Source organism: Bacillus sp. JJ1127 (assembly GCF_036965845.1).
Taxonomy (GTDB): Bacteria; Bacillota; Bacilli; order Bacillales; family Bacillaceae_G; genus Bacillus_A.
Genome location: NZ_JBALQK010000135.1, coordinates 14,259 through 28,699, shown reverse-complemented (window position 1 = coordinate 28,699; position 14,441 = coordinate 14,259). Strand labels below are relative to the sequence as shown.

Genomic DNA, 14,441 nt, shown 5'->3' with positions numbered 1-14,441 from the left:
ATATACAATATATATTTTTTTTATCAAAAGTGCAATGTTTTTTCAGAAGATTTTGTATGAGGGGTAATTAGATAAATAGGAATAACGAGAGATGGAACATATGAAGCAATTTGCGAAAAGGGCAATGTAAAAAAATCCATATAAAAAGGAGAAACTTTTGCTTTTTCTTTTAATGAGAGTACAATGTAAAATAGCAAGAAAAGACGAAAAGTATTTACAGGATTATTGCGTGCATGTAGCGTAAATGGCAGTAAGGAACTGAGAGGAGGTTTTTTCTCTGAATATAAATAAAGAAACAATTATTCACCTTTATCATACAAACGATATACATAGTCATTTTGAAAATTGGCCGCAAATTTCTCGGTTTGTACTAGAGGAGAAAAAGCGAAGACAGGAAGCAGGAGAATCTGTTTTAACGTTAGATATTGGCGATCATGTGGATCGTTTTCATCGTATTACGGAAGCGACAAACGGACTAGGGAATACGAAGTTATTAAATGAAGCGTTATATGATTATGTAACGATTGGGAATAATGAAGGAATTACATTAGCGAAGGAGCATTTAAACCATTTATATGATAATGCTGGATTTGAGATACTCGTAGCTAACTTATTTGAAAAAGAAGGCGTACGTCCTACTTGGGCGAAGCCTTATAAACTTCATACAACTGCAGACGGGATTACGATAGCTTTAATCGGCTTAACAGTAGCTTATCCAGCGTTTTATAAAATGTTAGATTGGTATATTGAAGATCCGATGATGCATTTAGAATCCATTTTAGAAGAAGTAAAAGATAAAGCGCATATTACAGTTGTACTTTCTCACCTTGGGAAAAGTATGGATGAATATATGGCGGAGAATTATGATATAGATGTAATTTTAGGAGCGCATACCCATCACTTGTTTGAGCGCGGTGTTCTTGTGAATGGAACGCTGCTTTGCTGTTGCGAAAAGTGGGGACATTACGTTGGCCACGTTCAGCTTACTGTAGATAAAGAAACGAAGCAGTTGTTGAAAAAGGATGGCAGGGCAATTAAAACAGAGCGTTTAAGTGCTTATGGCGAGCCATTATCCACAATTGAAATGTTACAAGAGGAAAGTAACTTGATTATGGCAGAGCCAGTTATTGATTTAAAGGAATCTTTACCAATTCATTGGTTTCAAGAGACCCAATTTTCCCGCATGTTAGCAGGCGCCCTAAAAAAATGGTGCAATGCGGAAATTGGAATGGTGAATGCGGGTGTATTGTTAGAAGGATTGGAAGAAGGAATTGTAACAAGAGGGGATATCCACCGAATTTGTCCACATCCAATTAATCCATGCGCATTAAAAGTGCCAGGGAAAACGTTACGAGAAGTTATTTTAAAAGCGAGCCGTCCACATATGGAGCAACTTGAAGTAAAAGGATTTGGTTTCCGCGGAAAAGTAATGGGTAAGATGATCTATGATGGCGTAGAAGTGATCCAAGATACGATTCCTGGAAATAAAATGTTACTTGAAGAGGTAATCATTAATGGGGAGCCACTGGAGTTAAATCGCATATATACCGTGGGAACAATTGATATGTTTACATTCGGGTACTTATACCCAGAACTATCCACAATTTCTGAAAAGCAATATTATATGCCAGAATTATTGCGAGATGTGTTAACAGAGATGTTGATAACTTATACATCTTCAATCAAACTATAGGCTAGTTAACCTGTAACACTCATTTTTCTCTTTTCATAAAAATAAGAAAGAGGGGAGTGTGTGAACTATGGTTAACGTTGAACCTATTATCATTGAAAATAATACGTTTATAGCTGTTAGCGTAAAGCTTCCAAAAACAAATTTGCTGGCTGTTATGAGCGATAAAGGATATATTATGTGCGGGGCTTTAGATGTCGGTCTATTAAATGAGAAGTTAGGAGATCGAGGAATTATTGCTGGCCGCGCAGTTGGCGTAAGAACGATTGAGCAGCTTCTTGAAGCGCCGCTTGAATCGGTAACTACTGGAGCAGAGGCTTTAGGAATTCCAGTAGGAACAATTGGAAAAGATGCATTATTAAAAATGATATAAGCATATATCGTCCCTCTTTCTTGCATAGAAATGATATAAGAAGGAGGGTTTTCTTATGCGTACATTTCGTCCAAAAGCTTCGCGGTTTCGAAGGGGGCCGCTGCCCTTTAGGCATGTATTACTCATTTCGTTTATTATCTTTTTACTGATGACAATACAAGGGCTATGGATTGTGAATAAAAGTATTCAGCCAACATTGATTAAGTATGGGGAAATGCAGACGCAGAAAATGGCGACGGTTGTGATGACGAAGGCGGTAAAGGATCGAATTAATGAAGGATTTGATGTAGATTCATTAATGAAAGTACAAAATGATAAGAATGGAAAAGTATCTACAATTGATTTAAATACGAAGCAAGTAAATGAGATTTTAACATCGACTACCACATACATAGAGAAATATTTGCATCAGGTGGAGAAGGGAGATATGCAAGCACTCGGTCTTTCCGAAGAGAGTGGCGTTTCAATGTCGGTGCCTCTTGGACGTATAACAGATAATGCGCTCCTTGGTAATTTAGGGCCGGATATTCCGATTCATTTTACGACAATTGGCCATGTCGGTACGGATATTAAACAGAAGATTGAACCGCAAGGAATTAATAATACAGCCATTAAAATTATTATGGAAGTCGATGTAACCTTGCAAATTATTATTCCATTTCGGACAAAGGAAATTACGGTCAAGCAAAACATTCCAATTGCGACAAGAATTGTGCAAGGCGAAGTGCCAGCTTATTATGGAAGTGGCGGGGTTGTTGTACCAGATAGTAATGGGAAGAAAAAGAATGAGTAAGGTATTCGTGTTACAAAAAAGAAAATGGGAGATGAGTTTATGGCTGTAAGTCAACCATTTCGTCGAAAGATGAATATAGCATCCATCTTTTGTAGTACTTTCGCGGTAGTTCTCTTTATAATCATGTCTAAATTTGATGTGCCGATTCTTGAAAGTCCTAATCGTTTTGCACCGTATAGTGGATATGTTTTTCCTTTCTTAGCAATTGTATTTGCGGTTTTTGGAATGAAACATTCATTAAATAAGTGGGCGTGGATTAGTTTTGTATGTAGCCTTCTTGTTCAACTTCTTTTCGTTATATTAATTATGGGCGGCGTATAAGGAAATAACCGTAGCAATCTGCTACGGTTATCGTTTTAAACTCGCACGTTCCTTTCGTTCCCACAAGCTTAAGTGCATATATGGATCAAAGGCCCATTCTGTATAGCCATTGTCTTTATATAATCCAAAGTGTAAGTGGGGAGGGAATTTACCAGCTGTGCCAGGAGGGCCATAGCCTGTGTTACCAACAAAACCAAGAAGTTTTCCTGGCTCTACAATTTGTCCAAGCTGTATTTCTTTTGAAAATCCACCTAAATGCGCGTAATAATGATAGTTATTATGAAGGTCACGAATCCCAATGCGCCATCCTCCGAGGCGATTCCATCCCTTTGTTTCAATTATGCCGTAGCAAGTAGATCTTACTGGTACGCCGTGTCTTGCGAAAATGTCAGTTCCTTCATGGATTCGTCTACCGCCAAAGCTCCTTCCAGCACCAAATGTACTACGGTAACTATGATCACTACGAATAGGAAGAGGAAAGGCATTTCCTTCTAAATTAATACGGCCGTAATGCTTATAGATTTGAGCATATTCAGTAATTAATTCAACTGTTTTTGCACGTCTATAATATTCCCAAAGCATAATTTTAATACGGTCTTCTGAAGTTCCTTGTTTCCTTATGATAGTTGCTGCCGTATGCAAAAGATCTCGGTCATTATTTGCGTCTGCAAGCCCATCTTTATCGCCATCTAAACCAATTCCTCCGAAGAGAGAAATGGTATGGGGGAGAGTATCATTAGTAGAGCCATTAGCAGGACCCGACCATACTTCTGGCTTGAAATAAATCGAAATAATAGCGTCAGGTTTTTTCGGAATATCTCTTCTTACGCTCCGTATATTTCGTTCATATTGATCGATTGCAGCTAGGTAATACCATGGAATGCCTGAAGATTGCTCTGTTTCTTTATATAGTGTCATGCGCTTTTCGTATATGCTTTGCTGATTGTCTTCACCATATGCAATGCTTTGCTGAAGAAGAAAGAAAATCGCAAGCAATAGAGAAATTTTTCGAAGCATGAAATAAACTCCTTTCACAACATCACTCTCTTTAGTGTGGGATATATGAGGTATTTCATTATAGGGAACGATTGGAAAAAAACTTAGAATCTTCATTTGAGCAAATCGCTTTCATACGTTAGAATAGATATGTTACATTGAAAGAAGCGAACATGGTAAACTATTTCATATTGTGCGGAGTTGATAACATGACAAAACAAACAGAATATAAGCGCAAGCCCGAATGGTTGAAAATTAAGTTAAATACAAATGAAAACTATACAGGCTTAAAGAAAATGATGCGTTCTAAGCAGCTTCATACCGTTTGTGAAGAGGCAAAATGTCCGAACATTCACGAATGTTGGGCAGTAAGAAAAACAGCAACATTTATGATTTTAGGTGCGGTTTGTACACGTGCTTGTCGTTTTTGTGCGGTTAAAACAGGCTTACCAACAGAGCTTGATTTACAAGAGCCAGAACGCGTAGCAGATTCTGTAGTACAAATGGGCTTAAAACACGTTGTTATAACAGCGGTTGCACGTGATGATTTAAAAGATGGTGGAGCAGCTGTTTTTGCGGAAACAGTGCGCGCTGTTCGTCGTGAAAATCCATTCACGTCTATTGAAGTACTGCCATCTGATATGGGTGGAGTAGAAGAAAACCTAAAAATGTTAATGGATGCAAAACCGGATATTTTAAACCATAACATTGAAACAGTACGTCGATTATCTGACCGAGTTCGCGCGAGAGCAAAATATGATCGTTCATTAGAGTTCTTACGTCGTGCAAAAGAAATGCAGCCTGATATCCCAACTAAATCTAGCATTATGGTGGGACTAGGTGAAACAAGAGAAGATTTAATTGAAGCAATGGACGACTTACGTGCGAACAATGTGGATATTTTAACACTTGGACAATACTTACAACCATCTAAGAAACATTTACCAGTTATTAAATACTACACGCCAGCTGAATTTGCAGAGCTTAAAGAAATTGCACTTAGCAAAGGATTTAGCCACTGTGAAGCTGGTCCACTTGTTCGTTCTTCTTACCATGCAGATGAGCAAGTACGTTCTGCGAAAGAAAACACAGCAGAAGCAAAATAATAAGAAAAGAGAGCTGAATCATCAGCTCTCTTTTCTGTATTCTAAAACTGTATTTTGACATGTGGATAAAATCTTTTTCAATTCTTCTGTGGATAATTCAATTGTAAACTCTGGAACACCGGGTGAAATTAAAATTTTGTCATAGGAATAAACAGAACTATCCACAATAATAGTTACATCCTGTGAATAGCCAAAAGGAGCAACGCATCCAGGAATGCATCCAGTTTGTTCTCTTAGTTCATCTGGTGAGCAAAGGGATAAACGCTGTCCAGTCATTTCTTTCATCTCGTTTCTATCGAGACGAGTTCCCTCTAGTGTAAATAACACGTAATAGGATCCAGATTTTGATTTTAAAAATAAACTTTTACTTGGAGCACCTTGCAAGCCAAGTCGTTCACGAACAACACGATCTGTTTCGTAATCGAGAACTGGTTCATGTTCAAATTTCTCGTAAGAAGCATTTGTTTTATGTAATAAAGAGATTACTTCTTCGTACATATTTTAGTGATACCCCTTTCTATATTTGTTGCAGTTTCATCATCATTTTTTCAAATTTTTTCGCACTTAAAATTTCGTGTGTTAAAAATTCTCCGTTATAAAAAGCTCCATATGTTGTAAAAGCACAAGGAGCTCGCCAAGCATCTTCTCGTGATGTCAACTGAATGGACTTGAAAGGGATGTTATATTGTTTGGTAATAGTAGTTAATTCTTCATGGATATAATAATCGGTATAGGGACATTGGCTCGTAAAATAGACAACTAGGCCATTTTGATATGGAACTTTCATATCTTTTGCACTGGTTGTAAATTGTGGTGTTGGTGCATTCGCATCGAACTTATACACAAGCAATTCAAAATAGGGTGGTGCGGTATCACAGACTTGAAAACCTTTATTTTTGAAGTAGTTCCCATCTGATAAATATGGCTGTTTTTTCTTGCTTGAAATAACCGCAATTCCGTGTTTTCCTTGTGCTTTAGATTCTTGGATACATTCGTCTAAAAGCCTAGCCCCGTAACCTTTTCCTTTAAAGCGGCCTGATACCCAAAAGCAGTTGATAAATGTATAGCCTGGGGCGGCGATAGGTACCCATGCGTACTCAGCTGGAATGTATTCAATAAACACCTTTCCTTTTACATCTAATTTTTTGAACACAAGTCCTTCTTTAAATCGATCTTTTAGCCATTCTTTCTTGAGCTGGACACCACGCCTAACTTTTTTGTCAGACATCGCGCAGCAAATATGTTCCTCTTCAATATTATCTAGTGTGACTATTTTCAATGGTATTCCCCCACAATCTGTGGATTGTTACTTGTTCTGCAATTGTAATTTCATACACATCGGGATTGCTTAAGCTTTTCCATTCTTGAAAGCCAATCCGATCATCAAAGTACTTTAAAATAAGCGTTAATAAATTTCCATGTGTGACAAGTAGTGTTACTTGATGTTCTTGCTCTAATACATTTTGAATAAGCGATGTAACACGGTTCATCGCTTGTTTAGTTGACTCTCCGCCTGAAAAGGCAATATCTATATTTGTAAAAGTATATTCTAGTTTTTGTAGCCAATCTTCCATTGGAGCATTGCTTAGTATACGTTCTGTTAATCTTTCATCTTCTCTGATTGATAAATTGGCCTGTAATGAAAATGGTGCAATGGATTGAATAGCTCGGACAAAAGGGCTTGAAATAATGGAATCTATTTGTAGATTATTGTCTATGAGAAATTCAGCAAGGACAGATGCTTGCTTTTCTCCTGCAATCGTTAGTGCTGCGTCTCGCTCTTGTCCAGTTGCTGAGCAGTGTCGCATTACAATAAGTTTCTTCAACATTCATCCCTCATTTTTTCAAGTTGACGATATATACTTCGACAAAAGGAAGAAAAAGTCCTCTATTCAAAAAAGCTAAGCCACGCGGGCTTAGCTCTTTAATGGTTCCATTGTTAGTTTTTCTTTCATTTGTCGAATGAGAATGAACGCGCAAATTGTCAAAATAAATGTGATTCCCTCTGCGACAAATATATTGATAACGTGTTTTTGATAAAGAGCTGCAAAGAAGTCCACAAAGGCATGGAAAAGTACAGCATATGCAATGAAAATATATTTCTTATGTTTTACGCCGTATAATACAAGCATTGTGAAGGCAATTTGCAGGACAAGTGTCATGATTTTTTCTAAGCTACCAAGTAAGTATAGATACGAATGAGAATGAGTGAGCGCATCTTGCACCTGACTCAGCTGAGGAGTTTGTTCAATCAGTTTTGCGAAACTACCGTTATTGATTGAAGTGGCAAATATAAGAGTTTGAAGCCCAGCTAAGCCTCCAACTAAGATAGATGCAATTCCGCCATGTCCAATTCCATATGCCAGTCCGTCTTTATATTCTTGATACTTTTTTAGTAGGAAAAAGAAGGCGATAAAGCGTCCTAATTCTTCAAAGATACCAGCAGTAAGTCCAACGTAAATTGCATAGAGAAATGGATTTTCTAATAGCTGAGAGGTTGTTGGATTTCCTAGCATAAATACATGAAAAGGTGTTTCGAGAATTTGTACAAATCCAATCCAGATAAGAACACCAATTCCAACTACTTTCCAGTTTATATGATATTTTTTTCGAAAATAAATACATGCAGCAATTGGAACCAGAACCGAGAGAACAAGTTGAATAATCATACTGGTAATTACAGTATTTGAAACCATACTTTCACCGCTTTCTAATATATGTACCTTTACATTATGCATGAATTTTCGAGAAATGTGGAGAGAAGAAGCTTTTTGATATAAAGTGAAACCTTAATCAGTGGTGCTCCACTACTGATTATTAGCTCTCATCAATCGGCATTTACGGGCAGTTTCTATCAAACCTAACTGGATTTTGAGGTGGTGTATAATTGTCCGTTAATGCGGGGGAAAAACATATCATTTAATCATTATTTTTTTATTGACTCTTACGTTGCGTGATACTTTATTGTATGTATGAGGGAGGAGAAAAGCATGACAATGAGGATAAAAGAAGTAGCAGATTTAGTTGGTATTAGTGTGCGCACACTGCATCATTACGATGAAATTGGGTTATTAACCCCAGACAAGACGACAGATTCTGGTTATCGTCTGTATTCCAATGAAAATCTGGAGACGTTGCAGCAAATTTTATTTTTTAAAGAGCTTGGCTTCCCTTTAAAGAAGATTAAAGAAATTATCATGAGTCCTTCATTTGACCGAGAAGAAGCGCTTCAATTGCATCGGAAAATGTTAATTGAGAAGCGAGTTAGGCTTGATAAGGTGATTGCGACGATTGATAAGACAATCAAGCATACAAAAGGAGAGATTAAAATGACTAATAAAGAAAAATTTGAAGGTTTTGATTTTAGTCATAACCCATATGAGCAAGAAGCCTGTGCGCGATGGGGAGATGAAGCTATTGATAAAGCGAATAAAGCAGCAGCTGGCATGCCGAAAGAGAAGCAAGAGGAGTTTAATAGCATTTATCGAAAGCTTGCTAAGCTTCGAAATGGTGCGCCTGATTCTAAAGAAGCACAAGAAGCGATTCAAGAATGGTACGATTACTTGCAAAACTTCGGTCAATATTCATTAGAGGCATTTAAAGGATTAGGACAAATGTATGTTGCCGATGAACGTTTTACAAAAAATATTGACCAATTTGGAGAAGGATTGGCTAGGTTTATGTGTGATGCAATGGCAGTGTATGCAGATCGTAATAAAAAATAAGAAAGATGGAGGCTGTCTAAAGTGGGTAGCCTCCATCTTTCTTATTTTTTAATCATGTCATTTATTGTTGCGTTTTGACTATTATTTAAATGTGGATTTTTACCCATTTCACGTTTTAACATATCAATGCTTTGTGTATATTCTTTATCATTTAATGCACCCGACTGAAGTCCTTGAATTTGTGAAATCAATTTTTGGTCTGTTGATATATATGCTTTATAATAGCGAGGAACGATGGACAAGGCCGTTTTATATACTTGATCTGCTACAAGCTTAGGATCATTGGTTTTTGCTCGGTATACAACAAATACTTCATCATCGGTCACAAGTGTAGCAGCATTTGTGACGTCAGGGAGTTTTACAGTCATACTTGTAATCATTTCAGCTACCTTCTCACGGTTAATTGCGCCTACTTGGTTGTTAGATACTTCATTCTTTTGTTTAGAAGAGTATCCGACTCTTGTAAGCCTTGTGTTTGTATTTTCTGTATGATACATGTCATTTTTATTGGAAACAAGGACGCGGCTGCCTTCTTCGCGTTCCATTTCAGCTTTATTTGTCGAATAACAACCTGCAAATAAAGAAAGCGTGAGAAGAGAGAGTATCATTTGTTTTTTCAAGGTGTGTCACCTCCTTCTCCATAGCATGTACTACTTTTCAATTTTTTGTATTTGAAATTGTTGGTTGTTATGCTTTGTGATACGATAAAAAGAAGAATGCTTAGAAAGGAAGTTAATGATGGAGCAAAAGCAGGAGATTCATGCTACGGTGAGCATTAATAATGTTCAGTACGAAGTAATTAAAGACTATCGTGACGGTTTTCGTGAAGAAGCATTTAAAGAGCGCTATGCAGAAATTTTAAATAAATATGATTATATCGTTGGTGACTGGGGGTACGATCAACTCAGATTACGCGGCTTTTTTGATGATAGTAACCAACGTGCGACATATGATACGAAAATTAGCACATTATCGGAGTACTTATACGAGTACTGCAATTTTGGTTGTGCACACTTTGTATTACGAAAAGTGAAGAAGTAAAAAGAAATCCTCTTACGATAAGTGTAAGAGGATTTCTTTTTAGTTAAATATTTTTTCGTAACAATATATGTTTCCTTTACAAGCAGATTGAAATAAGATCACCTTCAGAAAGTGTTGTATTTGGTTTCATCTTTTTTCCGTTCAACTGAATGTGTCCGTTCTTTATTTTGTCTACAATCGCGGTGCGGCTCCAATCTGAAATATATGTTGATAAAGCTTTGTCGATGCGATGAGAGCCAAAGACTGTTTCTAATACAATGGTTAAATGTAAAAAAACACCAGCTATCGCAATAGCTGGTGCATAAGATTAAATAAGTTCAAATAAGAATGAGCGCAGTTCTTCTGCGATTTCTTCAGAGACAGAAAAAGCATGCTCTAAGTAGCCGGGTTCGTTTAAATCGTCAGTGCCGATGATTGCAAATTTATTACGCTGCATATCGAGGACAATCGTTTTACCATAATGACGATCGGAGTATAAAAGCGCTAAATCGTGGCGCTCATTTTCCCCCATAAAACTAACGAAACGCGTTTTTGTAGCGACTGTATCGTCGTACAGAAAGAAACGTTCTTCCATACACATGGCTCCTTTTTTAAATATCTAAGTTTAAGTGAGGCTTATGGTCTAAATGGTGATGCGTTTTAATAAAGCGTACAGTTCTTGTTTTGTAGCGCATAACGATAGAATACGTTTCTGCTAAATCTCCGCCAAGGAATTTCACACCATCTAGTAGTTCTCCAGCAGATACACCTGTTGCTGAGAAGATTGCATCGTCACCAGATACTAAGTCATCTAACATAAGAAGTTGACGAGGATCTTCTAATCCCATTTTACGGCAACGTTCTTCTTCTTCTTTATTCATTGGGACTAAGCGTGCTTGCATTTCGCCTTCAAGACATTTTAATGCTGCTGCAGAGATAACGCCTTCTGGAGCACCGCCAACACCAACGAATAAGTCAATACCTGTTCCTGGAAGAGCTGTTGCAATTGACGCACCAACATCGCCATCACCAAATAGTTTTACACGTGCACCTTTTGCACGTATACGGTCGATAATATCTTGATGACGTTCACGTTCTTGTATGATAACCGTTAAGTCACGAATTTTTTTGTTATTTGCTTCTGCTACAATTTCAATTGTTTTTTCAATTGGATCATCTAAGCTAATTTTACCAGCTGCTTTTGGACCAACCGCGATTTTTTCCATGTACATATCCGGAGCGTGAAGAAGGTTTCCTTTATCTGCGACTGCGATAACTGCCATTGCGTTTGCAAGGCCTTTAGCAACAATGTTTGTACCTTCTAATGGGTCAACGGCGATATCCACTTCTGGACCGTTACCTGTTCCCAGTTTTTCACCAATATAGAGCATCGGTGCTTCATCAAGTTCTCCTTCACCAATTACAACAGTACCTGCCATGTTTACTGAATCAAACATATCACGCATAGCAGTAGTTGCTGCATCATCTGCTTCGTTTTTCTTTCCGCGGCCCATCCATTGTGCGGATGCTAAGGCTGCTGCTTCTGTTACACGGACAATTTCTAATGCGAGTTCACGTTCCAAGGTGACATTCCTCCAATTTCAAAAATCATACAAATATAACTATAACAAATTACAAGGAAAAGGTGAATTCGAAAAATTGTCGATTTTTTCAAAAGAAACGGTTACAATTAACATGTAAGTGCTTTTAATTTCCAGGTAGGTGACATTCATGTACTTTGTAGACAGAAAAAAAATAGAACAAATGTTAACATGTTTAGAACAAGTAGTAGATACATTTCAAGAGAAAAAGCAATATGAAACTGATTTTGAATATTACGCATTAGAGCGCATGTCGCATCTTATCATTGATTGCATATTAGATGTTGGTAATGCAATGATTGATGGATTTATTATGCGTGACCCAGGAAGTTATGAAGATATTATTGATATTTTAATGGATGAAAAAGTCATAAGTGAGGAAGAAGGAGAAGGAATAAAAGAAGTGATTCTTCTTCGAAAAATGCTTATGCAAGATTATATTCAAATGAATCATGAAGAATTATATGAAACGATTCAAAAACAAATTGCTGTGGTAGAAAAATACCCTGCGAATATTCGCCGTTATTTAGAAAAGGAATTAGGACCCGTATCTGCATTTGTAGCAGAATAAGTATATGGATAAAATCCCCAAATCCTTTTGGGGATTTTATATTGTCCATGATAGCGGTTAAAAGGAGAAGGATGAGAAATGGGGGAAGCACGTACAACGAAAGACGAAATTGTACACCTTTTAAAAGTAGACGGAGAGCACACCGTTGCGGCACTAGCCGAATCACTAGGAATTACAGAGATGGCGGTACGTCGGCATTTAAGTAAGCTTGAGAAAGAACAGATTATTTCTTCCAAAATGGTAAGGCAGTATGTTGGAAGGCCTACATATTTATACGGACTAAGTCAAAAGGGAGAAGATACATTCCCGAAAGAGTATAAACAGTTCGCAGTAGATATGCTGGAAGATTTAGCTCATATTGGCGATGAAGAAGTGTTTCGTCAAGTGTTAAAAGCAAGAACGAAAAGAATGGAAGAACAGTTACAAAAACGGGTGAGTGGTCAAGATAACTTGGCATATAAAATGCAAGAAGTAGCTGCTATTCAAGAAAAAAATGGCTATATGGTACAAGTAATAAAAGAAGACGAACACTCTTTCATCTTAAAAAAGCAAAATTGTCCATTAATGGCTGTTGCAGAGAAATTTCCACAGCTTTGTGAAGATGAGAAAAATATGTATAAACGATTGTTTTCAGAAGCAGATGTAAACGTGTTAGCAAATATGTGTGATGGGAATTGCCATTGTTCGTATCGAATAAAAGAGAAAAAATGAACGTTATGGGACGCTTTAGGATAAAGCGTTTTTTTCTTTTGGAAAAAGGGTTAATATAAGAAGTGTATGAACGCCAGTATAAAAAGGAGAGACAAGATAGATGTATAAAGGCTATTTAATCGACTTAGACGGTACAATGTATCGCGGCGAAGAACAAATTGAAGAGGCAAGCGACTTTGTGAAAGCACTGCAAGAACGAGGTATCCCGTATTTATTTGTAACAAATAACTCAACGCGTAAGCCAGAGCAAGTTGCTGAAAAACTTGTTCGTTTCGATATTCCAGCTAAGCCAGAGCAAGTATTTACAACGAGCATGGCAACAGCGAACTTTATTTATGAGCGTAAACAAGATGCAACTGTGTATATGATTGGTGAAGAAGGATTGCATGAAGCGCTTGTGGACAAAGGGTTTGAACTTGTGGATGAAAATCCTGACTTTGTCGTTGTTGGATTAGATCGTGACATTACATATGAAAAGCTAGCGAAAGCATGCCTTGCAGTACGTAATGGCGCAACTTTTATTTCAACAAATGGAGACATTGCGATTCCAACTGAGCGTGGTTTACTACCTGGGAACGGTTCACTAACATCTGTTGTAACGATATCCACAGGTGTAGACCCAATCTTCATTGGTAAACCAGAATCCATTATTATGGAACAAGCGCTAAAGGTACTTGGTATAAAGAAAGAGGAAGCACTAATGGTTGGGGATAACTATGATACTGACATTTTAGCGGGGATCAATGCAGGTATGCACACGCTACTTGTCCACACTGGAGTCACAACTGTGGAGAAGTTAACGGAATATGAAGTACAACCAACAAGGGTTGTGCATAAATTGACGGAGTGGATTGAGAATATGTAATAAGGGGCAGGCAATCGTTTAGGTTGCCTGTTTTTTTATGCATAATTGCATGTTTTGTAAATTTTAATAAAATATAAAATAGATATAAGGAGATGAAGCAATGGAAAAATTTATTCTTACAATTATCTTATGTATAGTACTTCTTGGTATATTTATGATGCTCCGAATCATGGTCCACTTCAATAAAAGAAAAAGTGAACTTGGAGCAAAAGTTTCTTCATATTATCCTAAGTTAGGGCCATTATTTTTGAGAGGGAGTTCCTTCATATTTGCTAGTTACTTTTTTGGAGGTGCATGTATTCGGTTATTTTCTCGCTATCATGAAGTAGATCATGTACTGCTTATAATAAAAGCAGCAAATTATATAGGTATCATTCTTTTAAGTGTTATCATTACGGTACAATCTTTTAGAAAAACAGAAGTCTATGAAAAAGGGATTATTATAGATTCAAGATGTTATTCTTATGCTGATTTAAAAGGGTATAGTATTCTTCATTCTCAGTATGACGCAGATAGAATCTTTCTTCAGGAAAAGCCAGAAAAAGAGATAGAAATTAGCTCCTCTATTCAAACGAAAGATATAGCCTTATTTGAGGAAGATATTAAACAATTTGTTCCGAGTGTAAATCTTAAAGTGTCTAAGTATATGTTTTAAATAAGAGACTCCAC

19 protein-coding genes and 1 pseudogene are annotated in these 14,441 nt (G+C 37.1%); 11 read left to right on the top strand and 9 right to left on the bottom strand.

What is annotated here, in order from left to right:
* Nucleotides 1–277: 277 nt before the first annotated feature.
* The 4 genes from V7183_RS13865 to V7183_RS13850 all read left to right on the top strand — a co-directional run bounded on the left by V7183_RS13865 (nt 278) and on the right by V7183_RS13850 (nt 3,177).
* The gene (locus tag V7183_RS13865; RefSeq protein WP_335359893.1) at nt 278–1,693 is read left to right on the top strand and encodes a bifunctional metallophosphatase/5'-nucleotidase; all 1,416 of its coding nucleotides are present in this window, start codon (nt 278–280) and stop codon (nt 1,691–1,693) included.
* Between the two features lie 67 nt (nt 1,694–1,760).
* The gene (locus V7183_RS13860; RefSeq protein ID WP_097898458.1) at nt 1,761–2,063 is read left to right on the top strand and encodes a YunC family protein; all 303 of its coding nucleotides are present in this window, start codon (nt 1,761–1,763) and stop codon (nt 2,061–2,063) included.
* Nucleotides 2,064–2,118: 55 nt separating this feature from the next.
* Nucleotides 2,119–2,856 carry a sporulation protein YunB gene (gene yunB, locus V7183_RS13855; RefSeq protein WP_097898459.1) on the top strand — a complete coding sequence of 246 codons (738 nt, stop codon included), beginning with the start codon at nt 2,119–2,121 and terminating at the stop codon, nt 2,854–2,856.
* Between the two features lie 39 nt (nt 2,857–2,895).
* Entirely contained in the window at nt 2,896–3,177 is a 282-nt protein-coding gene (locus tag V7183_RS13850) for a hypothetical protein (RefSeq protein WP_335359888.1), read from the top strand.
* Nucleotides 3,178–3,204: 27 nt separating this feature from the next.
* On the opposite strand, the gene V7183_RS13845 is transcribed toward V7183_RS13850, so the two are convergent.
* Nucleotides 3,205–4,194, bottom strand: a complete 990-nt coding sequence (locus V7183_RS13845; protein WP_335359887.1) for a M23 family metallopeptidase — start codon at nt 4,192–4,194, stop codon at nt 3,205–3,207.
* Nucleotides 4,195–4,382: 188 nt separating this feature from the next.
* On the opposite strand from V7183_RS13845, the gene lipA reads away from it, so the two are divergent.
* Nucleotides 4,383–5,279 (top strand): lipoyl synthase, encoded by an 897-nt coding sequence (lipA, locus tag V7183_RS13840; protein WP_097898462.1) that lies wholly within the window; start codon nt 4,383–4,385, stop codon nt 5,277–5,279.
* A 21-nt stretch (nt 5,280–5,300) separates the two neighbouring features.
* Here the strand turns inward: lipA and V7183_RS13835 are convergent, their stop codons facing one another.
* The 4 genes from V7183_RS13835 to V7183_RS13820 all read right to left on the bottom strand — a co-directional run bounded on the left by V7183_RS13835 (nt 5,301) and on the right by V7183_RS13820 (nt 8,017).
* Nucleotides 5,301–5,777 (bottom strand): YbaK/EbsC family protein, encoded by a 477-nt coding sequence (locus V7183_RS13835; protein WP_335359886.1) that lies wholly within the window; start codon nt 5,775–5,777, stop codon nt 5,301–5,303.
* 19 nt (nt 5,778–5,796) lie between these two features.
* Nucleotides 5,797–6,507 carry a GNAT family N-acetyltransferase gene (locus tag V7183_RS13830; RefSeq protein ID WP_097898489.1) on the bottom strand — a complete coding sequence of 237 codons (711 nt, stop codon included), beginning with the start codon at nt 6,505–6,507 and terminating at the stop codon, nt 5,797–5,799.
* A 28-nt stretch (nt 6,508–6,535) separates the two neighbouring features.
* Nucleotides 6,536–7,105: a histidine phosphatase family protein gene (locus V7183_RS13825; protein WP_335359885.1), complete on the bottom strand. Its 570-nt coding sequence runs from the start codon at nt 7,103–7,105 to the stop codon at nt 6,536–6,538.
* A 90-nt stretch (nt 7,106–7,195) separates the two neighbouring features.
* A complete protein-coding gene (locus V7183_RS13820; protein WP_335359884.1) occupies nt 7,196–8,017 on the bottom strand; it encodes a YhfC family intramembrane metalloprotease in 822 nt (273 codons plus the stop codon).
* Between the two features lie 252 nt (nt 8,018–8,269).
* Between V7183_RS13820 and V7183_RS13815 the strand changes: the two genes are divergently transcribed.
* On the top strand, nt 8,270–9,004 hold the full coding sequence (locus V7183_RS13815; RefSeq protein ID WP_335359883.1) for a MerR family transcriptional regulator: 735 nt from the start codon (nt 8,270–8,272) through the stop codon (nt 9,002–9,004).
* A gap of 41 nt (nt 9,005–9,045) precedes the next feature.
* Here V7183_RS13815 and V7183_RS13810 read toward each other — a convergent pair whose 3' ends face one another.
* On the bottom strand, nt 9,046–9,624 hold the full coding sequence (locus V7183_RS13810; RefSeq protein WP_335359882.1) for a YhcN/YlaJ family sporulation lipoprotein: 579 nt from the start codon (nt 9,622–9,624) through the stop codon (nt 9,046–9,048).
* A gap of 118 nt (nt 9,625–9,742) precedes the next feature.
* On the opposite strand from V7183_RS13810, the gene V7183_RS13805 reads away from it, so the two are divergent.
* Nucleotides 9,743–10,045, top strand: a complete 303-nt coding sequence (locus tag V7183_RS13805; RefSeq protein WP_141523122.1) for a YutD family protein — start codon at nt 9,743–9,745, stop codon at nt 10,043–10,045.
* A gap of 76 nt (nt 10,046–10,121) precedes the next feature.
* Here V7183_RS13805 and V7183_RS13800 read toward each other — a convergent pair.
* From V7183_RS13800 to glpX, 3 genes and pseudogenes are all read right to left on the bottom strand, one after another.
* Nucleotides 10,122–10,310: pseudogene (locus V7183_RS13800) on the bottom strand (S4 domain-containing protein); the annotation flags it as partial.
* A gap of 42 nt (nt 10,311–10,352) precedes the next feature.
* The gene (locus V7183_RS13795; RefSeq protein WP_041810600.1) at nt 10,353–10,619 is read right to left on the bottom strand and encodes a DUF3055 domain-containing protein; all 267 of its coding nucleotides are present in this window, start codon (nt 10,617–10,619) and stop codon (nt 10,353–10,355) included.
* A gap of 16 nt (nt 10,620–10,635) precedes the next feature.
* Nucleotides 10,636–11,607, bottom strand: coding sequence for a class II fructose-bisphosphatase (glpX, locus tag V7183_RS13790; RefSeq protein ID WP_335359881.1), 972 nt, complete (start codon nt 11,605–11,607; stop codon nt 10,636–10,638).
* Nucleotides 11,608–11,755: 148 nt separating this feature from the next.
* Between glpX and V7183_RS13785 the strand changes: the two genes are divergently transcribed.
* The 4 genes from V7183_RS13785 to V7183_RS13770 all read left to right on the top strand — a co-directional run bounded on the left by V7183_RS13785 (nt 11,756) and on the right by V7183_RS13770 (nt 14,427).
* On the top strand, nt 11,756–12,196 hold the full coding sequence (locus V7183_RS13785) for a DUF86 domain-containing protein (protein ID WP_097898470.1): 441 nt from the start codon (nt 11,756–11,758) through the stop codon (nt 12,194–12,196).
* Between the two features lie 78 nt (nt 12,197–12,274).
* Nucleotides 12,275–12,907 (top strand): helix-turn-helix transcriptional regulator, encoded by a 633-nt coding sequence (locus tag V7183_RS13780; protein ID WP_335359880.1) that lies wholly within the window; start codon nt 12,275–12,277, stop codon nt 12,905–12,907.
* Between the two features lie 100 nt (nt 12,908–13,007).
* Nucleotides 13,008–13,772: a TIGR01457 family HAD-type hydrolase gene (locus tag V7183_RS13775; RefSeq protein ID WP_335359879.1), complete on the top strand. Its 765-nt coding sequence runs from the start codon at nt 13,008–13,010 to the stop codon at nt 13,770–13,772.
* A gap of 100 nt (nt 13,773–13,872) precedes the next feature.
* The gene (locus tag V7183_RS13770; protein ID WP_335359878.1) at nt 13,873–14,427 is read left to right on the top strand and encodes a hypothetical protein; all 555 of its coding nucleotides are present in this window, start codon (nt 13,873–13,875) and stop codon (nt 14,425–14,427) included.
* Nucleotides 14,428–14,441: the final 14 nt, after the last annotated feature.